This is a genomic window from Konateibacter massiliensis, from assembly GCF_900184995.1.
Classification (GTDB): Bacteria; Bacillota; Clostridia; order Lachnospirales; family Lachnospiraceae; genus Lachnotalea; species Lachnotalea massiliensis.
On sequence record NZ_LT860098.1, the window covers coordinates 180,235 to 202,649 of the forward strand.

Consider the following 22,415-nt stretch of genomic DNA (forward strand, 5'->3'; position numbering starts at 1 on the left):
TATTTATTTATAAATTCCAAAGTTTATGGTAGTATAATCATAAGAAATTAAAGGTGGTAATACAATGAATAAGTATGATATAACTACTCAAAAAAAGAAAGATGATATTATCAAAGCATCCTTGCATCTGTTTCATAGACAAGGTTTTTCAGCAACAACTATGAGTGATATAGCTCGTCAGGCGGATGTATCAAAAGCTTCAATCTATAACTACTTTGGAAGCAAAGAAGCCTTAGTTGGAGAGTGTGCTGTTTTATTAATGAAAGATACAATGGCTTTAGCAGAAGAAATTTTAGCTTCTGATGACACATACATTCATAAACTTTTAAATGCATTAAACTTATGCAATAATCAGCTTAATAAATCAGTAAGTGCCTTTATTTCCGAAGAAGTGTTAAAAGATAGGCAATTTGTTGATTTAGTAACGAACAATATTAATACTCTAAAAAAAGATATCTATATAAAATACATTGATGAGGGTAAACGGGAAGGCGTTATCGATAGCAATATCTCAAACAACTCAATAGAATTGTTTATTGATAGCATAAATCATATGGCTGCGATTGCAGTAAATCAGCACGTAGAGTTCGTGCAAGAAGAAATTGTTAATTTGTTTTTATATGGAATAATTGGAAAAAACAAAGTATAAAGGATTTAAGAATTTGCTAAAAATACTGCCTTTTAATTCAGTCGAGAAATGATTTTCTAATCTTTCTCGACTGATAATTTATTTTAATAAACTAATATTTTAATTTAAAGCTATTATGGCAAATATTTATTGCAAACTTAAATTAATATTCGTTAATTAGCACGTGTTATTGAATAGTAAAGAATTGTTTGTTTGTAACCACAAGGACAAGTACAGCCTAGAAAAACTGTGTCTTCTTCTTGAAAACAAAAATTAAAGATCGGTGCAAAATAATTAACTAACCATAAGAAAAAATCCAGCTCTTCTTGTAACTGCCTTGCGCTGTTATAAGTGAAAACCCTAGCATACCAAAACTTACGTGTTCTATCATAATACTCCCAAGATATATTATAGTTATCTTGTAGTATCTGCCTAATTTCGTTTTCTGATCTTCCATCTATTTGAGCCAGTAGTTGTTCTTTATTCATAGTACTATCACCTCTTTCTATATTATAATATTCAAAAAAACCTTATTTGTTATTAAAATTTAACAATATCTTTCAAATAAATATCGTTTTTCAAAGACAAAAACTGGCTTCTTAATTACTAATTCAACAATTTACAACTATTATCTGTGCTCCTGCACAAGCCCTTAATATACTTCTGCAAATTACTACATTTATAGTTCCATATTTTATTATATTGTCTTCTAAATCCATCAGAATCACTTTCCTTAATAGAAAGCTTTTGACTAAATTTAAGTTAAAACCCTTGAAAACATCACATTTCCAAGGGTTCTATTAATTCTCTTATTAAGCTTCAACAAAATAATTCTATCATTACTTCCGTCTTCAAAGTGAAATAACCCTCTTTAAAATAAATACTATGGACAAGTATATCACCTTTATTTTTTGTATGCAATTGCATCAATCTGAACATGCAAACCATCCGGCCCACCTGCATGAGCAAACTCCGTTTGAATCGTTTTTCTTGCCGGATAAACTCCTTCAAATCGTTCCTTAAATACCTTTTCCATAATTGGAATATTCCAGGCGTCCCTAAGCAAAACATCCATCTTAACCACATTACATAAAGACAGGTTTATTTTTCCTAAGCGTTTTTCCATATCATTTAGTGCACCATTTACTTGCTCTTCAATCGATGCCCCTACATTTCCTACACAAAAACTAAGAAATACAAAATCACCAGCTTCCACTATCCCAGAGTATGCATACTCCTCATTTATATCTGTTGGTCCTATGTCAAGATTTAGTACAAGTTAAAATGAGAAAAAATTCCTCACATTAACTTGCTAGAAGCAGGCGGCCATCTTGGCTCTGCTCATATAGTTTTTCAAAGTCATTTGGTGACATATAATCACAGTGACTGTGGATACGTTTTGTATTATAAAATGCCTCTAGATATTCAAATACGAGGCGATAAGCCTGGTCGAAATCGAGGATATGAAATCGGTTCAGCCACTCCCGTTTTATGAGTGCATGAAATGATTCAATACATGCATTATCCCATGGGAAGGCCTTTTTTGAATAACTACGCTTCATATTTTCGGTTGCTTCGTTGTAGGCTTTTGAAACATACTGAGAGCCGCGATCGCTGTGTATAATCAACGGAAGATCTGTTTTGCGACGTGCTTTTGCTTTGGTTATGGCATCAATTACACAAGAAACCTCTAACGTTTCTGAAAGTGTCCATGCAATGATTTTCCTGGAATACAAATCCATAATGCTTGTCAGATAGACAAATCCGTCTACGGTCCAAATATAAGTGATATCGGTGCACCAAACAGCGTTAGGGCGGTCAGGATTGAATTGTTCATCAAGGATATTTTGAAGTTCGTTACTAAAATCAGAATCTTTTGTAGTGATTGTCCATGGTTTTACCCATTGCGCTTTAATTCCCATTTCCTTCATGTAGGTACCAACCGTTCGTTCTGCAATAACTTCTCCCTTTTTTTTGAGCTCTTTGGTGATTTTGGGAGCACCATAGTTTTGTTTGGAGCCATCATAAATCTCTCTTATTTTGGCCTTTATAGTTTTCTTTCGTACGAGTGTATTTGAAGGAGTTTTTCTTAAAAATGCGAAATATCCCGATCGTGAAACGCCTAAGATTCGCAGCACTCTGGAGACAGAAACACGGCGTCCGTTTTTCTTGGAAGCTTCTGTCTTCTCAGATACTTCGAGGTAAATGGCTTGCGTCATTTTCCCAGAATGCCGATGGCTTTTTTTAACACATCAAGTGCATCCTGTGTGTCGCGCAATTCACGCTTAAGACGGGCAATCTCCTTTTCTTCATCCGAAGAGAAATTTCCAGAGCCTCTAGATTCGAGATCACCTGTCTCACGAAATTCTCTTTGCCATCTTGATATAGACTGGTGGCTGATTCCAAGATTGTTGGCACAGCCAATCAAACCAAGCTCCTTGTGGTCATGATAGTACTGGATGCAATCCAATTTAAATTGTTTGTCATAGTTCTTCGGCATAATGAGACCCTCCATGATTCAGTACAAGTATTGTACCATAATTTTTTATATTGGAATTTCTCATTTTGACTTGTACTATTTAAATTCTAACATCATGTTCTGACAATACTACTCATAGCTCCTCCTTCTGTTCTCATAATCATATTTGTATATGTGCCCTTACAAGGCACTGATAGATACCTCGCAAAATCTTGATATCCGTATAACCATTAAAGAACTCCCTGCTTCTTCTATCGAGATTTTTACTTTATTATTCATACGCCCTCCTTGTAATACTAATATAACAAAAGAAGTCTGACACCTGTATGTCACACTTCTTTATATTGTTTCAATATTTCATTACAATTCAAGCAAATTCTTTCTATCAAATCAGGCGGCTCAATTACTTTAGCCTGATTACCAAATGCCAATACTGTCCCATACCAAAAATGTTCATTCTCAGGCACATTAATCTCGTACAAAAATTCTCCAGTATCAAATTCTTCTATTATCTTTCCATTCAAGTATTCCTCGCATTTGGCCTTAATACTACGTTTACACAATAACCTTACTCTGATAATCTTTTGCTTATACTCGGACTGCTCCCACTTCCTTTTTGCTTCTCCGACGCTATGTACTTTACTATTCATCTGCCCTGTAATAGATAGGGCTCTCATTCTGACAAGTTTAAAAATCCGATAATCCTCATATTTAGGATAATAGCATAACAGATACCAATTATACCACTTATACATCGTTGCAACCGGTTCAACTTCATGGTCTTTTTCTTCATTATCAGCATTTGTATATGAAAATATTATTCTCTGTCGAATGTGAATCGCTCGTTGCAAAAGAAGCAATTTTTCATTCGTATTATTATTTTCTTTTAGTACTCCAAAATCTAATACCATATCAGCAGTATTCTCCGGTGCAATTGCTTGCATTTTTTCCAATGTCTCATTCAATTCATTATTATCAAATGCCGTTTGCAAGCCTTGTAACGCCGTAACAATATATGAAAATTGATTTTCCCCTACCAATTGCCGATCCAATTTAAATGAATCGAGTATTTCATATCCTCCATCAGCCCCATAATAAGTAACAACCGGTATTCCTGCTAAAGATAACGTATTAATATCCCTCATTATAGTTCTTGTCGATACATTAAATCTTACCGACAACGTCTGTGCCGTTACTCTTTTATTGGAAAGCAGATAATTCGTTATTGCAAGTAGCCTCTCTATTTTCACAATACACCAGCCTTCTGTCTTGATTATTTTTTGTCCTTAAAACTTATTGTACCAGACTTTATAAATTAGTAGTGGGTTTCAGATAATGGCTTCTTATTGTATCTTGTGTACTGGTTTCTTTTTTCTTATCATAATAAAAAGCCTCCTATTGTATGCATCTTATACAAAATTACTTTCTACAACTCCTACGATGCTGCATCATTCTCCTCTTCATATGCATCATCCATCTTTACGGAATTCTCTATCTGTTCCTGAATGAATTTCACACGAATGACTGCCTGTAGCCAGTTTATAGAAACCTGACTGTGCATACTTTTTTCCTTGGCCACCTCAGCTATGATATTTAATAATTGCTCTGTGACAGCTTTTGTGAGATAACCTCCTCGCCAATGAAAGGTTAGAACTTTTCCTTTTTTGATTGCTTGTTGGCAACGTCTTTCTACATCTTCCTGCTTGGTAAAAGAAAGCTTCTTCTCTTTATAGTAAAAATGATCACCCTCGTTGCACGCAGGAACTTTGTATATCACAGGCTCGTGATCCTTGAAAATACTCTTATCATCCAAATTAAAATAATCATATCTCACTTCTTTTTTCCCTAATGAATTATCAAAAGTAGCATCTAAATGATACCATGAGCCATTGATTCGAAGCACATTCCATGCATGACGATATTTGATGTGCTTGTCCGGATTATTTTCGGAAATAACAACAATACAAGGAATAGACAACTGATCACAAAGAATCTTCACAGATTTCGCGATTCCTTCACATACACCGACTCCCTGCCCCAATGGGCCTAGAATTTCATGTGAATATTGTTTTTTTAGTTTATCGTAAGTCACATTTTCGCAGATAAAATCATGAATATATTGCTCCTTTTCCCAGTCACTTTTATCCTTTACCACCCTGGCAAGTTTTTCTACCCTGGCTCTCATCGCCAACTGATGCTCTCTGATTTTATTCTTTTCAAACAAGTATACCGGCTTTATCTTTACCAATGTGGAATTATCATAAAAAGAATAACGAAATGTCGAAGCATAAAATATCTCCGGACAATCCAATCTTAACTTGTAAAAAATATCACTTAGCTCTGTTCCTTCAATTCTTTGAACATCGAAGCTTTGTGAAAGCGACTCCAGACCGCTTTTGATGACCTGATAAATTCTTTGCTGTTGTTTGCTCATCTGACTATAATAATATGGTTCCATTTTACCGCTTCTCCAAAATAGTATTATCAATCTGACAATCTAGAAATATGTCAGACATATCAATAGAAATTCTACCACAATTCACATAAAAAATATACAAAAAACCTCCCAAGACAAATGTCCTGAGAGGTTTTGAATTGTAATATGTTGTTCTGAGTATTATCTCTTTGAGAACTCCAAATCCCATAAATACGCTATTTTTTAACTATTTATCTGTTACCTGTTAGTTACCCCTATTTTTTGATACACTCCTATATTTTCTTAAACTCAAATTAAAACTCTATTCCTTTATCGTTCTAACATTATCTTCATAATTTCTTTCTGAACCACAACACCCTCTTCTCCAGATGAAAAAACATTTTTCAAAATCTCATTCTGATATTTTAATAATCTAATATAATATTTTGGTTATGAATAATTTGCTTTTATCTGTTCCTCTTGATCTCGTTGTATACTGTCTAATATATTGCTTCATAGTTTAAACTAAACTGTGACATATTATTACTATCAAATCCTATCTGTTTTTTCCTTCCTTGACACATTAGAATTCAAATGTTATATTATAAATAGAAAAGGAACAATCGCCCACAAGGTGGTTTGACCGATTGAATGAGTAGAATTACCACCCTAAACCGTCCAAAGTATCAGGGTGGTTTTTCTATGTAGCTACTTACAAAACGTAAAAACGAATGTAAGAAATGCCAAAAGGAATAGACCAAAGGTCATTATATCCTTAAAATCAAAATGATTTTTCATAGGCATCACCCCCATTCTTTTAGAATGAGGTCAACACACCCTGCAACACGATTGTCCTTGTGCTTATCTTATCACAATCACCATTTTCATACAATCTGCAATTTTGCTTTTTAATTCTTTTAATTTTCCTCTGTTTTATATCCCTTATAATATTTTTTATTATCTCTTTATTATCGTTTTCCAAACTTCGGACGTTATCTGCGAACGCAAAAAATAACCTTGACTCCGCTTCGCTTCATCTCGGTCATTTCTTGCATTCCAATGAATCAAAGCGCATAACAAAAGCCCCTTGAATGCAGGCATTCCGGGGCTTTGATATACGTTTTGATCGCAGATAACTGCCTATCTCTTTGAAAACTGAGGAGCACGTCTCGCTGATTTGAGACCATACTTCTTTCTTTCTTTCATTCTTGGATCTCTTGTTAAATATCCAGCTTTCTTGAGTATCGGACGGAACTCGCTGTCTACATGAAGTAACGCTCTTGCGATACCGTGTCTAACAGCACCAGCCTGACCTGTGTATCCACCTCCGTGAACATTTACAAGTATGTCATACTTCTCAACTGTCTCTGTTGCAACCAACGGCTGACGAACGATAACCTTTAATGTTTCAAGTCCGAAATATTCATTAATATCTCTTTTATTTATTGTAATTTTACCAGTTCCTGGTACTAAATATACTCTAGCAATACTTTTCTTTCTTCTACCTGTTCCATATAACTTATTAGCCAATTTTATTTCCTCCTTTCAACCTGTAATTAAAATGTTAATACTTCTGGCTTCTGAGCCTCATGTCCGTGCTCTGCGCCTGCGCATACGTGAAGCTTCTTGTACATTGTTCTTCCCAAAGGTCCCTTTGGAAGCATGCCTTTAACAGCAAGTTCAACAACTCTTTCTGGCTTCTTTGCTAACATTTCTTTTAAAGTGGTCTCTTTCATTCCACCTACATAATCAGAATGGTGATAGTAAATCTTCTGATCCATTTTTTTACCGGTCACTTTGATTTTTTCTGCATTAATTACGATTACATAATCGCCTGTATCAACATGAGGTGTAAAAATTGGTTTATTTTTTCCTCTTAAAACTTTCGCAACTTCTGATGATAAACGTCCTAACGTACAGTCCGTAGCATCAACTACATACCATTTTCTTTCAATCTTATCTGGACTAGCCATATAACTATTCATCGGTAAACCTCCTTAAATAATAAACAATATTGCTTTTTTTAATTTTAATTTAATATTTATAAAAAGTCTCCCGGGGCAGGTAAGACATTTTTACGTTATGTCACATCTACTTATTCTACTATATCAAATATGGGATGTCAACGCTTTTTTCACTTTTTTTCACCACAGTTTTTTGTTTTTTTATAGATACTCAATCTCTACCAGAGTAAGTCCCTTCGCCGGAGCAGTCGGCCCTGCAAGGCTTCTGTCGCATCCTTCCAAAATGGAGGATACAATGCTCGCATCCAGTTGCTTCTTACCGATTTCCATCAGTGTGCCGGAAATAATTCTTACCATATTATATAGGAAGCCATTTCCCGTTACCCGAATGACAATCATTTCTCCCTCCTCTTCCACCGTGAGGGAATAAATTTCTCTTACCGTCGATTCTACCTGCAATTTTGCCGTGGCGAAGCTCTTGAAATCATGCTCTCCGACAAGATATTTGGCTGCCTCCCTCATCCGCTCCACATCCATCGGATAATGCTCAAAGTGAGTGAGATTTCGAAGTGTGGGAATGGGGAAAGTGCGGTTTACAATCCTGTATTCATACGTCTTTCTCGTCTTGCAATAGCGCGGGTGAAAATCAGAAGCCACCTCGCAGGAGCCCTGTATACGGATATCCTCCGGTAACATGCAGTTTAATGCAAAGGAGATTTTCTCCCCGGGAATCCTTGTGCTGCTGTCAAACACAACTACATTTCCAAGTGCATGCACACCCGAATCTGTCCTGCTCGCACCAATCACCTTAATATTTTCATTCAAAAGCTCTGTAAGCTTTTTATTTAATACTTCCTCTATCGTTATGCCATTGGGCTGAACTTGAAAGCCACAGTAATTTGTGCCCTCATATGCCACAATCATTTTAACTCGTTTCATTTTAAACCTCGATCATTTTTTGTAACAGTTCAGCTTTGCAGAAATGATTATGCAAAATAACCGTGAGTGCTTGCACTCTAAGGATATTTGGTATAATCATTTGTATATCTGGCACATTATGAATGGCATGGCTAAACTGTTATATTTCTATATCAGCCACTCAAAACCGATAATAGCAATAAAATACAGCATCAAAACAACATAGGCGCGATAATCTCTCATCTGGTATAAAAGCGGTTTCATCTTTGTTCTTCCTTCTCCGCCGCTGTAGCACCTTGCCTCCATCGCCATCGCCAAATCATTTGCACGGCGAAAAGCAGATATAAACAACGGAACAAGGAGGGGAACAAGGCTTTTTGCCTTCTTAATTAGATTTCCGCTCTCAAAATCAGCGCCTCTTGCAATCTGTGCCTTCATGATTTTATCCGTTTCTTCCAATAAAATAGGGATAAAGCGAAGCGCAATCGACATCATCATTGCAATTTCATGAACCGGAACCTTGATGCGCTTCAGCGGTCCCAAAAGGCTTTCTAAGCCATCTGTAAGCTGATTTGGCGTTGTTGTCAGTGTCATCATCGAAGAGCCGATAATTAAATAAATCAGTCTGATTGCCATAAATACAGCAATTTTAAGCCCTTCCTTTGTAATTTTAAAAATACCGTATTGGACTAAGGCTTCACCGGGCGTCAAAAATAAATTAAACAGCACCGTTATCATCAACAGCATAATAATTGCCTTCAAACCTTTTACGATAAAACGGAAAGGAACCTTGGAGGCAGCTATCACACCTGCCAAAAATAATGTCACGATCAAATATCCCACTAAGTTATGAAAAACAAATAAGGATATAATGTAGGCCAAGGTTCCCACCAGCTTTGTCCTTGGGTCCAGCCTGTGAATTACGGAATCCTTGGGGTAGTATTGTCCGATTGTTATGTCTCTTATCATCTTTGCCTCCTAAATAAAGCAAACTAATTTTTCTCACGAAATACCCGAAGTATCTCCTCTTTTGCTTCCTCGATTGTCGTTGCCGTGGTGCTGACCAAAATCCCTTTTTCTTTTAAGCGGTTCATAATATAAGTAACCTGCGGTGCGGCAAGTCCCATTTCTTCCAGTTCCAGATAATGCTTAAACACCTCTTTCGGCGTGTCATCATACATAATCTGTCCTTGGTTCATCACAATAAGCCGCTCCACATATTTTGCAACGTCCTCCATGCTGTGAGAAACCAAAATGACCGTCATATTCGTTGTTTCATGAAGCTTCTTGATTTGGTCTAAAATCTCATCTCTGCCTTTCGGGTCAAGTCCCGCCGTCGGCTCATCCAGGATAAGAATATCCGGTTTCATGGCAAGCACGCCTGCGATTGCAACTCTCCTCTTTTGTCCGCCTGACAGTTCAAACGGGGACTGATAAAATAAATTTTCATCAAAGCCAACCATTTTAAGCGCCTCAAAAGCGCGAAGCTGTGCTTCCTTTTCTGACAGCCCTAAGTTTCTCGGTCCAAAGCACACGTCTTCAAACACGTTTACCTCAAAAAGCTGGTGCTCCGGATATTGGAACACAAGTCCAACCTTACTTCTCAAGTTCTTCTTGTTAAATCCCTTCTCACTGATGTCCTCGCCGTTATAGTAAATGCTTCCCGCCGTAGCCTGCATCAGGCCGTTTAGGTGCTGAATAAGCGTAGATTTACCGGAGCCCGTATGCCCGATAATGCCGATGAACTGTCCGTCCTCAATAACCAGATTGATATCCTTTAACGCCTGCATCTCATATGCAGTTCCGCTTCCATATATATAATTTACTTTATCTAATATAATTGACATAATTTATCCACCAACTCATCTATTGTGAGAATACCTTCCGGTAAGTCAAGTCCTGCCTGCTTCAATTCCTCTGAAAGCAATGTCACCTGCGGCACATCCAGACGATATCTTTTCAAATCCGCAACTCTGGAAAATACCTCTCTTGGGGTTCCCTCCATCACAACGCTTCCTTTGTCCATGATGTAAACCTTGTCCGCGTTAATAACTTCTTCCATATAATGGGTAATCAGAATGACCGTAACTCCCTCCTCCTTGTTGAGTCTCGTTATGGTCTCAATGACTTCCTTTCTTCCGTTTGGATCAAGCATGGCAGTAGGCTCGTCCAACACGATACATTTCGGACGCATCGCTACAATTCCTGCGATTGCAACTCTCTGCTTTTGTCCGCCCGATAATTTATTCGGAGAATGCTCGCGGTATTTTAACATGTTTACCGCCTTTAAGCCCTTTTCCACGCGCTCCCAGATCTCCGGAGTCGGCACGCCGATGTTCTCCGGTCCGAAGCCGACATCTTCCTCCACTACCGTTCCGATTATCTGATTGTCAGGATTTTGAAAAACCATGCCTGCTGTTTTTCGAATATCCCACAAACGGTCCATGTCCTTAGCATCATATCCGTCAATCCATAGGTCACCCTCCGTCGGACGAAGAATTGCATTCATATGCTTTGCAAGAGTAGACTTTCCTGAACCGTTATGCCCGAGTATCGCCACAAAATCTCCTGCTTTAATGTCGACATTTACTTCATCCACGGCACGATTAATAGACTCTACGTTTCCCTCTTCATCGCGCCTTATATATTCAAATACCAAATTTTTTGATTTAATAATTCCCATTTAATTACCTCAAGTGCGCATATTTATAGTTATTTTAATAAATTCAATGCAGTATTTCTGTGCATACTGTACAATTATAGTTACTGTGGAGTCAAGGGCTCCACAGTAACTATAATTGTAATCCTTTTCCTTGTCAACTGCAATACTTTCTTGAAATCTTATCCAGCTACAGGTATAATATTGTTACAGCAAAGCCATATGCCCCAACTGTAACATAATCATAATAATAACTACTTTTCAGGAGAATATAGATATGGAATTTTTAAGACTATTAGCGGAATACCGCACCCCTTGGCTTACTTCATTTTTCAGTGCCTTTACCGTTTTGGGCGAGGAGGTATTCGCCATCTCAATCATATGCCTTTTATATTGGTGTTACGATAAAAAACTTGCAAAAAAGATTTGTATTGCCTATTTTGCCAGCGGTCTGACCGTACAGGCATTGAAGCTGACCTTCTGTATTCCGCGCCCTTGGGTGATAGATCCCAGCTTTCAGCCGGTTGATACAAAGATTGCTTCTGCCACCGGCTATTCCTTCCCCAGCGGGCATACACAGAGCAGCTCTGCGCTGTTTGGCTCGTGCGCTCTTCTTTCTAAAAAAATATGGCTGAGAATTATTCCTTTATTTCTCATGACCGGCGTTGCCTTTTCCCGTATGTACTTAGGGTACCATACGCCAAAGGACGTGCTCACTGCAATGTTTCTCTCCCTGTTTATCGTACTTCTTGTAAACAAGGTGATTGATGTGACTGTCTGTGATTATAAAAAGGTGGCTGTTTTCCTTGCCGTATTTTCTTTTGCCGTTTTAGTTTACAGCCTGATACTGAAAAATCTTCCGAATGCTGATATTACACAGTTTCACGATTGCTTCAAGGCGGCAGGTGCCGGACTTGGCTTCGCGCTTGGCTGGTATGTGGAATCGCGCTACATTAACTTCAATGAAAAAAGTGGCAGCCCGTTTCTGCAAGTGGTAAAGCTTGGGCTTGGGCTTCTTGTTGCCATCCTGCTGAAATCCGGCTTAAAAATGCTGCTCGGAACAAGTCTGACTGCCGATACCATTCGCTACTTTATCTTAGTTTGTTGGATTATGATATTGTATCCTGTCTTGATTGTCAAGCTATTTAATAAGAAGCAGGTATAGCCATTTTTTATATAAAATAACTTTGCAAACCACTTTACTTGTCATACATAAGTGGGGCATATCATGATCTGATATGCCCCATTTTTTACTCCTCAAAACAAATGACTTCCCCATTAATCTTCGCAAAATAGAGTGTTCCTGCCTCCTCGAGCTCTGCTTTTCCGTTGGTAGCTTCTATTATCTCGTTTCTCAGACCTTCTGTCTCCTTTATCGGTACAAGTGCTGTAATTTTCACTACATCCGTGTATTCACTGGACAAGATGGTTATCTGCCTTTGTCCGAGCAGGTATTGGATTTTCCCGACTCCATTATAGTCAGTTCCGATTGCAAGCTTTACCGCATAATATTTCTCCGCTATCACACTGTTTCTCAAGCCTTCCTGCGTGGCACCGAAATAGGCGCGCACGAGCCCTCCCGTTCCAAGAAGGGTTCCTCCAAAATACCTTGTCACGACAACGAGCGTGTTTCGCAGTCCCTCTCCAAGCAGAACGTCCAGAATCGGCTTTCCTGCTGTCTGGCTTGGTTCACCGTCATCGCTGCACCTTTGTATCTCCTGATTGGTTCCGAGGACATAGGCAAAGCAGTTATGCCTTGCGTCCCAATATTTTTTCTTTGTTGATTCAATATGGGTGATTGCTTCCTCCTCCGACTGAATTGGAAACACCGTAGCAATGAATCTGGACTTTTTCTCCTGAATTTCACCCTCCCCGCCTTCATATACGGCTTTATAATACTCCATCTTGTATTTCTCCTCATTATGTTTACTTTATTCTTCTAAGCTTGCTTTTACAATAAGCGGTGTATGTAATTTATACTATACTCATAATTATAACTGTATTTGCCGTAACTTACAAGGTCTCCTACATCTGTTGTCCCTGACAATTTTCTTTGCGTATTGTATAAATTTTCTAAACCTTGACCATGCTTATAAAATAAAGTCTAAAACATTACCGTTTTGAATCGTATAAATATTTTGCCTAGCGAAACGGTAACAAATTTTCCTTTATTTAGAGTAAGTTATTTGTTATAATAGGAGGGATAAAGGAGGCATATGCATGAATTACGGAAAAAAAGGAGCTTCTGATAAGCAGAAAGCCTTGGTTTCTAAGTCAGCACGTTTTGGAAAAAAACTGTCTGTCACGATATTCAAGACTTTTATTGCTTGTTTCCTAGCTGTCGCTGTTATTGGCAGCTGCGCAGTTTTAGGAATCGTCAAAGGCGTAATTGACAGTGCACCTGAAATATCTACTTATGATGTAACTCCTAAGAAATATTCAACCTCTGTCTATGATAAGGACGGCAATGAAATCACAAAGCTTGTTGCAACCGGCTCAAACAGAGTTTCAAAATCAATTGACGAAATTCCAAAGAATTTACAAAATGCATTTGTTGCAATTGAAGATGAGCGTTTTTGGGAACATAATGGTATTGATATGCAAGGTATTGTCCGCGCTGGTGTTGTGGCTCTCACGAGCGGCAAGTTTTCGGAAGGCGCCAGTACGATCACACAACAGCTATTGAAGAACAATGTTTTTGAGGGATGGACGGAGGAAAAGTCTCTTGCTGATAAATTCAAGCGAAAAATACAGGAACAATATCTTGCAATTAAGCTTGAGAAATCCATGACAAAGGAAGCAATTTTAGAAAACTATTTAAATGCAATCAATCTCGGACAAAATACGTTGGGTGTACAGGCTGCCTCCCTGCGTTATTTTAATAAAGATGTTTCTGATTTAACCTTATCAGAATGTACGGTTATTGCCGCAATTACACAGAATCCGTACCGTTACAATCCCATCAGCTACCCGGAGAACAATGCGGAGCGCCGTCAAAAAGTTCTTGGTAATATGCTGAAGCAGGGCTATATCACCCAGGAGGAATATGACGAAGCATTGACGGATGATGTGTATGACAGAATCCAAACTGTAAATACAGAAATCGTTTCCTCTTCTGTTTATACATACTTTATAGATGAACTGACAGAGCAGGTAATTCAGGATTTACAGGAGGTAAAGGGTTATACGCAGACTCAGGCATACAATGCCTTGTACAGCGGCGGATTATCCATTTATACCACACAGGATTCAGAGCTTCAGGCTATTCTGGACGAAGAATTTGCCAATTCGGATAATTATCCTACCGGCACCGAGGTTGCTCTGACCTATCGCCTAACCGTCACTGCAAAGGACGGCACGGTGACCAATTACAGTGAAGAAAGCCTGAAAGATTATTTTCAGGAAATCGACGGCATCAGCTACAGCACCGTATTTAAGAGCGAGGAAGAAGCCAATGCCCAAATAGAGCGTTATAAGGAAGCAATTCTGAACGAGGGAGATGAGATTGTCGAATCCTCCACGCTGACACCACAGCCTCAGGCCTCCGGTGTCCTGATGGATCAATCGACAGGCTACGTAAAAGCAATTATCGGCGGCCGCGGTGAGAAGGAAGCCAGCCTGACACTGAATCGCGCTACCAACACAACACGTCAGCCCGGCTCCACCTTCAAGGTGCTTTCCGCATTTGCTCCGGCACTTGATTCGGCTGGCATGACCTTGGCGACGGTTTACGATGATGCGCCTTATAACTATGCAAGCGGCAGACCGGTAAGCAATTGGTACTCCACAGGCTATCGCGGATTATCCACAATAAGGGACGCTATCGTAAACTCTATGAACATTGTGGCGGTAAAAACATTGACCGATGTTACCCCACAGCTTGGCTATGATTATCTGCTTAAATTTGGCTTTACCACTCTGGTAAGCTCCAAAAAGCAGGCAGACGGCACGGTTTTGACTGACATTACGCAGTCTCTTGCACTTGGCGGTATCACAACCGGTGTCACCAATTTAGAGCTGACCGCGGCATACGCTGCAATTGCAAACCACGGAACCTATACGGAACCGATATTCTATACAAAAATTTTGGACCACGACGGAAATGTATTGATTGACAATACACCGACAACTACAACTGTAATAAAAGAAAGTACGGCATTTTTATTGACCAATGCGATGGAGGACGTTGTTAAGATTGGTACCGGTAAATCGGTAAACTTCTCGAATATGGCAATTGCCGGAAAAACGGGTACCACTTCAGATTACCGTGATGTTTGGTTTGCGGGCTACACACCGTATTATACCTTCACCGTATGGGGCGGTTATGACACCAATGATAAGATGGCAAGCAGCACGTCATTCCACAAAACATTATGGAAGAGTGTTATGTCGCGCATCCATCAGAATTTGGAACCAAAGCAATTTACCGTACCAAGCGATATTGAAACAGCGGTTGTTTGTAAAAAATCAGGTGACCTTGCGGTTGCAGGCTTATGCGATGCGGACCCACGAGGCAGTATGGTGATAACGGAATACTTTGCAAAGGGTACGGCACCGACAGAGGTATGTGATACCCATATTAAACTTGCTACCTGTACTTTAACAGGCTTACCGGCAAGTCCTTATTGCCCTGATGTAACCTATAATTCCGATCAGGTATATATCATCCGTCCTGAAGGCTCCGAGGGCGTCACTGACGATACTCCATATGAGCTTCCGGCTGACTACACACTGAATATGTGTCCGGTTCACAACGCTTCAAGTGTTATCACGGACCCGAATTACTACTATAATAATCTGCCGACCGTCAACCCTGACCAAACGGTAGGAGAGACAGGTACAGACACAGAAGGTACGACCGAGGGCGAGGACGGTACAAATGATACCGGTCCCGGTAATACAGGGGATGCCGGAGTCAATTCCATTCTCGATTCCAATCGTCCGCCTGAGAAGCCTACGGATTCATCACCATAAGAAATTGTAAAGCAATTTCCTATGATATAACAAAAAGGCTGAAATCCTCTAATTTGGATTTCAGCCTTTTCTTAACCCTTATTGCTTGTCAATCTGCAATATTGTATTTAAAAGTACGTTGGCTCCCTTTAAACAATTTTCAACCGGTGTAAATTCAATTTCACAATGACTGTGTCCGTCCACACTCGGTACAAAAATCATCGTAGTCGGTATGACATCTATCATAAACTGTGCATCGTGTCCCGGCCCGCTGTATATTCTACGGTTTGTATAGCCGCACTGCTGTGCACTCTTTTCCACATAATCCACCAACTCCGAGGTAAATACAACTGTTTTTCTGGACCATGCCTCCTCATATTTTACCTTACATTGCTCCACTATGCTTGGAATTTTATGAATAATGGCAAGTACCTGCTTTATCACCTCCGGATCCTGATGTCTGGCATCCAGCGTGAATTTTACTTCATCCGGAATAATCGTATGAATGTTAGGGTGCGCCGCTATTTTTCCTGTCGTATATACAAGCTTACTGTCCAGTTCATCCAGCTCATCATGCAAATACTGGATGGTTTTTACTGCTGCATAGAGAGCATCTTTTCTGTATTTCATCGGTGTGGTTCCTGCATGCCCCGCCTGTCCGGTAAAGGTAAATTCATAATTTATCATTCCACAGACGCCTTCCACAACACCGATATCAATCTCCTCCGCCTCAAGCACCGGCCCCTGCTCAATGTGAAGCTCCACCAAAGCCTTTGCCTGTGCAGGGTTCATACGATTTGCTTCCTCCCCCTTAAAACCACTTTGTTCCAATGCTTCTCCAAAGGTATAGCCCGGAATATCCTTCGCCTCGGAGGCAAGCATGACGGCTTTGTCAAACTTACCGCATATGACTCCTGATGACATCATGGCCGGTTCAAATCTTGCTCCCTCCTCATTCGTCCATACCACCACAGTAATCGGATGTCTGTGTGGAATATTTTCCTTTACGATTGTTTCAGCCACTTCCATTGCGGTCAGAACACCGAGTATTCCGTCATAATTTCCTCCCTGCCGCACCGAATCCATATGAGAGCCGGAGAGAATGGCCGGCAAATTCTCTGTTCCCTTTATCGTAGCATACATATTAGCCATATCGTCAGTCACGATATCTGCGCCGATTGCCTCCATGCGTCTTGTAAATTCTTTTCTCGCCGCAATTGCCTCCTCTGACAGGGAAAATCGGGTAATTCCGCCGTTTCCCGTATCACCAAACTTACTAAAGGTGTTAATCTTGTCTTCCATTCTTTCATAATTACACTGAACCATAATCGTTACCTCCTTTATCTCTTTGCCACCCGCACTCCCGGTGCAACAGCACCTACCGGACATACCAAAACACATAGATGGCATCCTACACATTTTCTTGCATTCATAATCGGTTTTTTTGTCTTTTCGTCCTGCCTTAGAGCCTGATGTCCTCCGTCATAGCAGGATAAATAGCAGCGCCCGCATCCGATACATTTATTTCGGTCAAATTTCGGGTAGCAGATGGAAGCTCTGTCAAGCTCCTCTGCCGGTATGGTATGAGCCAATGCCTTCCCGACAACCTCACTTATACTCTTATAGCCATGTGAAGCTAAATAATATTTCATTCCTTCTATCATGTCATCAATGACACGATAGCCGTATTGCATGACCGAGGTTGTAACTTGAATATTTTCACAGCCAAGTGCCATAAATTCAAGTGTATCCTTCCACGTCTCAATGCCTCCCATTCCACTGATTGGTATGGCTGCAAGCTCCTTATTCTTCTTCATCTCATGGATAAAACGGAGAGCAATCGGCTTTACTGCCTTTCCCGAATAGCCTCCAACACTTGTTTTTCCCATTACCTGCGGTTCGGATACAAGACTGTCTATATCCACATTCATAATGCTTTTAATCGTATTGATTGCCGCGATGCCATCTGCCCCTGCCTGTATTGCAGCAATAGCCGGGATTTCCATATGACCGATATTCGGTGTCATTTTTGCCAAAATCGGAAGGTCACTTCCTCGCCTGACTGCTCTTGTGTAAGCAGCTACCAATTCAGGATTTTGCCCGACGTCGGAGCCAAGTCCGTCTGCCGCCATATGGGGACACGAAAAGTTACATTCAATGATGTCGGAGCCTGCTTCAGTCACCACTTTAGCAAGGTAAGTCCATTCCTCCTCGTTCTGCCCCATAATCGAGGCAACAAATATTTTGGTCGGGTAATCTCTTTTTAATTCTCTGATAAACTCCAAGTTTTCCTCAAGAGTATGGTCTGATATCTGCTCAATATTTTTAAAGCCCACGAAGGGAAGTGCTTCCTTTTTCAGTGCGGTAAATCTTGGTGATACCTCCTCCGGCACAAAGTTTCCGATTGTTTTGAACGCCACTCCTGCCCAGCCCATATCAAAAGCCTTTGCCACCATTTCATAGTTGCTTCCCACAACGGAAGAGGATAAAAAGAACGGATTTTCACAGGGAATTCCACAAAACTCTATCGATAAATCTACCTCTTCTGTTTTATTTTCCGTCTTTTCATAGGTAGAAAGCTTTTCAAACATTTCGGGTATCGGAACCGGAGTATTAATCTGACCCTTTAAACATGCTGTAAGGCAAGGTGTTCCTTCACAGCTTTGGCATGGCAGATTTTCCGGCAGTCTGTTGATTGCCCCTGCTTTATTTTCGAAACGGTAAGACCGTATCACTTTATCTATTTCAAGTTGGTGAGGGCAAGCTTTGGTGCAAGGTGCCTCATTGCACAGGAGACACCCGCCTGCTTCCTCCAATAACGAAGTTTCTTTATACAATAATTTACTCATTTTATCACTCCAAACCTTATTTTTTTGGTTCTCGTTTTACAAACTCTCCAAATCCCGGAGTTCCTACGAACTCTCCGTCATCATACACCAATGTTCCTCTTACATAGGTCTGTACCGGATAGCCGTGTACCTTTATTCCTTCCCATATCGTATGGTCATAATCGGAATGCATATTATCTACCGAGATGGTAACGTCCTTAGCAGGATCGTATATCACGATATCCGCATCTTTTCCGACTGTCAAAGAACCTTTTTGACCGCAGCCGAAAATTTTTGCAGGATTGGTGGCACATAGCTCCACAGCACGGTTAAAGCTGATTTTTCCCTCATTTGCCTTGGATAGCATATAAGGATAGAGGTTCTCAACTCCTGCGCATCCATTTGGAATTTTGGTAAAATCATCCTTTCCCCAATCCTTCTCATAGCTCTGGAACGGGCAATGGTCTGTTGCAACCGTATCAATGCTTCCGTCTATGATTGCCTTCCAAAGTGCATCCTGACTTTCCTGATTTTTCATAGGGGGAGAGCATACAAAGTTTCTTCCGTCCTCTCTCTTGTATACATCACAGGTAAACTCTAAATACTGTGGACAGGTCTCAATAAAAATATCATAGCCCTCTCTTTTTGCTGAGATTGCTGCCTCAAGCCCTTCCTTATCTGCCATATGTACAATATAAAGAGGTGCATCCACTGATTTTGCCCAGTGTACGGCGCGTTTATCTGCCTCTGCCTCGACATATTCGGGTCTGCTTAAATAATGATACCAAGCAGAGGTCTTTCCCTCCGCCTTAAACTGCTCAATATTTAAGTCAATCACATCAGGATTTTCTGCATGAATATTGGTGATAGCTCCTGCTTCCTTTGCTTTTTTCAGCACACGGACGAGTGTGCCGTCATCCACCATCATTCCTTCCTTTTTGTAAACAAGAAAACACTTAAAACTCGTTATCCCATATGCCACTGCTGCTTCAAACTCATCCAGAATAGCTCCCTCATTTAAGTCTGTGATGCAGCAATGAAATGCATAATCGACACAAGCTTCTGGGTCACACATCTCTTTTCTGGTCTGTACGGTCTCGACAATACCGTGCCCTTTTCTCTGCATCGGATAATCAAACACCGTCGTGACACCGCCGCATGCCGCCGCTCTTGTCCCTGCCAGGTAATTATCTGCTGAAACAGTTCCTCCAAACGGCATAGCAAGGTGGGTATGAGCATCAATCGCCCCCGGTAGAACAAGCTTGCCTGTGGCATCCACTACCTGCTTTGCTTCAACGGATAAATTTGTGCCGATGCACATGATTTTTCCGTCACTTACTGCAATATCACCTGTAAAGGTTTCTTTTGCTGTAATAATAGTTCCGTTTTTTATTAATAAATCCATAATGTCTCCTCCTTAACGGATATGGGGGTACATTTCGCACCCACATATCCCAACAAGCCGCTTCACTTGTTATGAATTAAAGTGTACTGTTACGACGCTTATTCATTTATTTTATAGACAAGTACCAATCCCGATCTCTGATATACCTGTGCTACCTCTACCAAATTCATACCGCCTGCGTTTGCAGCAATCAGGTTTGCATCCCACGTCACACCAAAGTCTACCTGACCTGAATTTACAGCAGTTGTCTCACCGATATCGCCGCCGCCCGGTGTGATGGTTACATTCAATCCTACCTCATCATAATATCCCTTTGCTGCTGCAACATAATAGCCCATAAACTGTGCCTGCGGCAGCCATTTCAACTGAATGGACACATCTGCTTTCTCCGGTGTTCCAAGCTCTCCGTTTGACGCCATAGCCTCCGTCCAGTAAGAAGAATCTCGGAAATCATCTAAGGTTAATGTCTGTAATTTTTCTGCTGCCGCGCTGTCCTCAAGCTTGATATATTTTTTTGCCAGATTAAGTGTCTGCTCCAATGCGTCCTCATCCATTTTTCCGTATTCCGTCACGGCATTTCCCTTTGTGTCGGTTTCAACGAGTTTCTTTACTTCCTCTGCCATATAAAGCTGGTGCTCACTGGATACGGAGGAGCCTGCGTTAAATACGATTTCTGCTGCTTCCTCCGGGTTTGCACATGCATATTCCCAACCCTTCATAGATGCATAGATAAATGCCTTTACCGTATTCGGATTTGCCTCTGCAAATTCCTTTGTCGTAAAAATATTGTCTTCCAGCATTGCTACGCCTTCATCATTCATATCAATGTATTTTACCGTATCGCCGTAGCCATAGCCGCCGTCATAGTCATTCTTTACCAAGCCAAGCTCATTGTAGGTCATGGCAGAAGCCAAGAGGATTGAGTCATCATCAAAGCCGTCCATATCAAATGCCTGACTTAAAAAATCGGTTTTCTGGTTGTATTTTGTTAAAAGTGCCTGCACCTCATACTCATTGCCAAGTCCCCAGTTTCCGACCTTTCCTTCAAGCGCCGCCTGCTTTATAATATCTTCTGCGCTCATATCTGCATCGAAATATGCTCCGGTGCTTGATGCCGTATCTGTGCCTGACGCATCGGTGGAACTGCTGTCTGTCGCCTCGACTGTCTTTGTTGTCTCTGTTGTGCTCTCTGCTGTTGTTTTCGAAGAGCTTGAGCATCCTGCTAACGTCAGCATTGTAATTGCGGCAATTACAACTGATGCAGTAAATTTGTCTCTTAATTTTCTCATAATAAATTCCTCCTTAAATAAATGATTTAAAATAGCTTCTATATATTAAGCTGAAAAAATTATTTTCTTCCCTTCAGCACAATACCTTCTGTCACTAATAAAATTCCGTACATTAAAATTCCCATTGCGCAGGCAACTACTATGTATGCCCATGCGGTCGAATATTGCGCAAGCACGATATTTTCCCTGATTTGTCTTCCGACGCCGATAATATATTCTGCAAAGTATTCACTGACTAAAGCACTGATAATGCTTGCCGGAACGCTGACTCTCAAAGCAATAAATATATAAGGTACACTGTTTGGGATGCGAAGCTTCATAAAAACCGTCCATTTGCTTGCGGCATAGCTTCTCATCAAATCCAGCGAAAACGGCTTTAATTCATTTAGTCCTCTGTAGGCATTGATACTCATGGATACCGTGCACGTAATCATTACAACAATTGTCTTGGCAAGCATGCTTCTGATATTGGCGTCATCGCTGAAATCCTTTGTCAGATTGTTCAGTATCGGGGCAATCGCTATAATCGGAATTGCGCTGATTGCAGAGGCAATGCTAAGTCCTCCTGCACCCCACTTTGGAAATACCGTTGCAATCACACCAAGCAGATAGCCAAATACTGAACCGCACAAAAGTCCTCCGACTGCCACGATTAGTGTAGCGTTTACGTTTCTCATAACGGAAGCCTCATTATCCAGAATAATATTTACAATTCTTCCGGGGAGCGGCAGCGTAAAGGTGTCCGTTCCAAGCAGCTTATGCAGTATCTGTGTCTGCCAGAGAAGCAGAAGGATAATTCCAAATACCACCGGATATAAAATTGTGGAGACAGACTGCCAGCTCCATCTGAATTTTATTTTTTTCTTCATATCCGTC

General features: G+C 40.4%; 21 protein-coding genes. 3 read left to right on the forward strand and 18 right to left on the reverse strand.

Annotated features, from left to right (window positions below; genetic code table 11):
• The first annotated feature begins 64 nt into the window (after window positions 1-64).
• Entirely contained in the window at window positions 65-649 is a 585-nt protein-coding gene (locus CTY48_RS02215) for a TetR/AcrR family transcriptional regulator (protein ID WP_099466886.1), read from the forward strand.
• A 152-nt stretch (window positions 650-801) separates the two neighbouring features.
• On the opposite strand, the gene CTY48_RS02220 is transcribed toward CTY48_RS02215, so the two are convergent.
• From CTY48_RS02220 to CTY48_RS02275, 12 genes are all read right to left on the reverse strand, one after another.
• Window positions 802-1,116: a hypothetical protein gene (locus tag CTY48_RS02220; protein ID WP_099466887.1), complete on the reverse strand. Its 315-nt coding sequence runs from the start codon at window positions 1,114-1,116 to the stop codon at window positions 802-804.
• Window positions 1,117-1,532: 416 nt separating this feature from the next.
• Window positions 1,533-1,889 (reverse strand): RidA family protein, encoded by a 357-nt coding sequence (locus CTY48_RS02225; RefSeq protein WP_099466888.1) that lies wholly within the window; start codon window positions 1,887-1,889, stop codon window positions 1,533-1,535.
• Between the two features lie 43 nt (window positions 1,890-1,932).
• The gene (locus CTY48_RS02230) at window positions 1,933-2,847 is read right to left on the reverse strand and encodes an IS3 family transposase (protein WP_099466477.1); all 915 of its coding nucleotides are present in this window, start codon (window positions 2,845-2,847) and stop codon (window positions 1,933-1,935) included.
• Window positions 2,844-3,128 carry a transposase gene (locus tag CTY48_RS02235; protein WP_099466478.1) on the reverse strand — a complete coding sequence of 95 codons (285 nt, stop codon included), beginning with the start codon at window positions 3,126-3,128 and terminating at the stop codon, window positions 2,844-2,846. Before CTY48_RS02235 ends, CTY48_RS02230 begins: the two co-directional genes overlap by 4 nt.
• Window positions 3,129-3,436: 308 nt before the next feature.
• Window positions 3,437-4,357, reverse strand: coding sequence for a helix-turn-helix transcriptional regulator (locus CTY48_RS02240; RefSeq protein ID WP_099466889.1), 921 nt, complete (start codon window positions 4,355-4,357; stop codon window positions 3,437-3,439).
• 185 nt (window positions 4,358-4,542) lie between these two features.
• Window positions 4,543-5,565: a transglutaminase domain-containing protein gene (locus CTY48_RS02245; RefSeq protein ID WP_099466890.1), complete on the reverse strand. Its 1,023-nt coding sequence runs from the start codon at window positions 5,563-5,565 to the stop codon at window positions 4,543-4,545.
• 1,098 nt (window positions 5,566-6,663) lie between these two features.
• On the reverse strand, window positions 6,664-7,053 hold the full coding sequence (rpsI, locus tag CTY48_RS02250; protein WP_099466891.1) for a 30S ribosomal protein S9: 390 nt from the start codon (window positions 7,051-7,053) through the stop codon (window positions 6,664-6,666).
• Window positions 7,054-7,079: 26 nt separating this feature from the next.
• The gene (gene rplM / locus CTY48_RS02255) at window positions 7,080-7,508 is read right to left on the reverse strand and encodes a 50S ribosomal protein L13 (protein WP_099466892.1); all 429 of its coding nucleotides are present in this window, start codon (window positions 7,506-7,508) and stop codon (window positions 7,080-7,082) included.
• Window positions 7,509-7,688: 180 nt separating this feature from the next.
• On the reverse strand, window positions 7,689-8,426 hold the full coding sequence (truA, locus tag CTY48_RS02260) for a tRNA pseudouridine(38-40) synthase TruA (protein WP_099466893.1): 738 nt from the start codon (window positions 8,424-8,426) through the stop codon (window positions 7,689-7,691).
• Between the two features lie 147 nt (window positions 8,427-8,573).
• A complete protein-coding gene (locus tag CTY48_RS02265) occupies window positions 8,574-9,374 on the reverse strand; it encodes an energy-coupling factor transporter transmembrane component T family protein (protein ID WP_099466894.1) in 801 nt (266 codons plus the stop codon).
• A gap of 23 nt (window positions 9,375-9,397) precedes the next feature.
• Entirely contained in the window at window positions 9,398-10,252 is an 855-nt protein-coding gene (locus CTY48_RS02270) for an energy-coupling factor transporter ATPase (protein WP_099466895.1), read from the reverse strand.
• A complete protein-coding gene (locus CTY48_RS02275) occupies window positions 10,237-11,088 on the reverse strand; it encodes an energy-coupling factor transporter ATPase (RefSeq protein ID WP_099466896.1) in 852 nt (283 codons plus the stop codon). The genes CTY48_RS02270 and CTY48_RS02275 overlap by 16 nt, the downstream gene beginning before the upstream one ends.
• Window positions 11,089-11,341: 253 nt before the next feature.
• On the opposite strand from CTY48_RS02275, the gene CTY48_RS02280 reads away from it, so the two are divergent.
• Window positions 11,342-12,229 (forward strand): phosphatase PAP2 family protein, encoded by an 888-nt coding sequence (locus tag CTY48_RS02280; protein ID WP_099466897.1) that lies wholly within the window; start codon window positions 11,342-11,344, stop codon window positions 12,227-12,229.
• A gap of 85 nt (window positions 12,230-12,314) precedes the next feature.
• On the opposite strand, the gene CTY48_RS02285 is transcribed toward CTY48_RS02280, so the two are convergent.
• Window positions 12,315-12,968, reverse strand: coding sequence for a YigZ family protein (locus tag CTY48_RS02285; RefSeq protein ID WP_099466898.1), 654 nt, complete (start codon window positions 12,966-12,968; stop codon window positions 12,315-12,317).
• A gap of 316 nt (window positions 12,969-13,284) precedes the next feature.
• On the opposite strand from CTY48_RS02285, the gene CTY48_RS02290 reads away from it, so the two are divergent.
• Entirely contained in the window at window positions 13,285-16,038 is a 2,754-nt protein-coding gene (locus CTY48_RS02290) for a transglycosylase domain-containing protein (protein WP_099466899.1), read from the forward strand.
• A gap of 78 nt (window positions 16,039-16,116) precedes the next feature.
• Here the strand turns inward: CTY48_RS02290 and CTY48_RS02295 are convergent, their stop codons facing one another.
• The 5 genes from CTY48_RS02295 to CTY48_RS02315 form a co-directional block, all read right to left on the reverse strand.
• Entirely contained in the window at window positions 16,117-17,343 is a 1,227-nt protein-coding gene (locus CTY48_RS02295; protein WP_099466900.1) for a Zn-dependent hydrolase, read from the reverse strand.
• A 14-nt stretch (window positions 17,344-17,357) separates the two neighbouring features.
• Entirely contained in the window at window positions 17,358-18,866 is a 1,509-nt protein-coding gene (preA, locus tag CTY48_RS02300; protein ID WP_099466901.1) for an NAD-dependent dihydropyrimidine dehydrogenase subunit PreA, read from the reverse strand.
• A 16-nt stretch (window positions 18,867-18,882) separates the two neighbouring features.
• On the reverse strand, window positions 18,883-20,250 hold the full coding sequence (gene hydA, locus CTY48_RS02305) for a dihydropyrimidinase (RefSeq protein WP_099466902.1): 1,368 nt from the start codon (window positions 20,248-20,250) through the stop codon (window positions 18,883-18,885).
• A gap of 98 nt (window positions 20,251-20,348) precedes the next feature.
• Window positions 20,349-21,539: an ABC transporter substrate-binding protein gene (locus tag CTY48_RS02310; protein ID WP_099466903.1), complete on the reverse strand. Its 1,191-nt coding sequence runs from the start codon at window positions 21,537-21,539 to the stop codon at window positions 20,349-20,351.
• Between the two features lie 59 nt (window positions 21,540-21,598).
• Window positions 21,599-22,408 (reverse strand): ABC transporter permease, encoded by an 810-nt coding sequence (locus CTY48_RS02315; protein ID WP_099466904.1) that lies wholly within the window; start codon window positions 22,406-22,408, stop codon window positions 21,599-21,601.
• Window positions 22,409-22,415 lie beyond the last annotated feature (7 nt).

What these genes read in the sequence shown, in the direction of transcription:
- CTY48_RS02215 (WP_099466886.1), top strand. Translation starts at nt 65, where the DNA reads ATGAATAAGTATGATATAACTACTCAAAAAAAGAAAGATGATATTATC.
- CTY48_RS02220 (WP_099466887.1), bottom strand. Translation starts at nt 1,116, where the DNA reads ATGAATAAAGAACAACTACTGGCTCAAATAGATGGAAGATCAGAAAAC.
- CTY48_RS02230 (WP_099466477.1), bottom strand. Translation starts at nt 2,847, where the DNA reads ATGACGCAAGCCATTTACCTCGAAGTATCTGAGAAGACAGAAGCTTCC.
- CTY48_RS02235 (WP_099466478.1), bottom strand. Translation starts at nt 3,128, where the DNA reads ATGCCGAAGAACTATGACAAACAATTTAAATTGGATTGCATCCAGTAC.
- CTY48_RS02245 (WP_099466890.1), bottom strand. Translation starts at nt 5,565, where the DNA reads ATGGAACCATATTATTATAGTCAGATGAGCAAACAACAGCAAAGAATT.
- rplM (WP_099466892.1), bottom strand. Translation starts at nt 7,508, where the DNA reads ATGAATAGTTATATGGCTAGTCCAGATAAGATTGAAAGAAAATGGTAT.
- truA (WP_099466893.1), bottom strand. Translation starts at nt 8,426, where the DNA reads ATGAAACGAGTTAAAATGATTGTGGCATATGAGGGCACAAATTACTGT.
- CTY48_RS02265 (WP_099466894.1), bottom strand. Translation starts at nt 9,374, where the DNA reads ATGATAAGAGACATAACAATCGGACAATACTACCCCAAGGATTCCGTA.
- CTY48_RS02270 (WP_099466895.1), bottom strand. Translation starts at nt 10,252, where the DNA reads ATGTCAATTATATTAGATAAAGTAAATTATATATATGGAAGCGGAACT.
- CTY48_RS02275 (WP_099466896.1), bottom strand. Translation starts at nt 11,088, where the DNA reads ATGGGAATTATTAAATCAAAAAATTTGGTATTTGAATATATAAGGCGC.
- CTY48_RS02280 (WP_099466897.1), top strand. Translation starts at nt 11,342, where the DNA reads ATGGAATTTTTAAGACTATTAGCGGAATACCGCACCCCTTGGCTTACT.
- CTY48_RS02285 (WP_099466898.1), bottom strand. Translation starts at nt 12,968, where the DNA reads ATGGAGTATTATAAAGCCGTATATGAAGGCGGGGAGGGTGAAATTCAG.
- CTY48_RS02290 (WP_099466899.1), top strand. Translation starts at nt 13,285, where the DNA reads ATGAATTACGGAAAAAAAGGAGCTTCTGATAAGCAGAAAGCCTTGGTT.
- CTY48_RS02295 (WP_099466900.1), bottom strand. Translation starts at nt 17,343, where the DNA reads ATGGTTCAGTGTAATTATGAAAGAATGGAAGACAAGATTAACACCTTT.
- preA (WP_099466901.1), bottom strand. Translation starts at nt 18,866, where the DNA reads ATGAGTAAATTATTGTATAAAGAAACTTCGTTATTGGAGGAAGCAGGC.
- hydA (WP_099466902.1), bottom strand. Translation starts at nt 20,250, where the DNA reads ATGGATTTATTAATAAAAAACGGAACTATTATTACAGCAAAAGAAACC.
- CTY48_RS02310 (WP_099466903.1), bottom strand. Translation starts at nt 21,539, where the DNA reads ATGAGAAAATTAAGAGACAAATTTACTGCATCAGTTGTAATTGCCGCA.
- CTY48_RS02315 (WP_099466904.1), bottom strand. Translation starts at nt 22,408, where the DNA reads ATGAAGAAAAAAATAAAATTCAGATGGAGCTGGCAGTCTGTCTCCACA.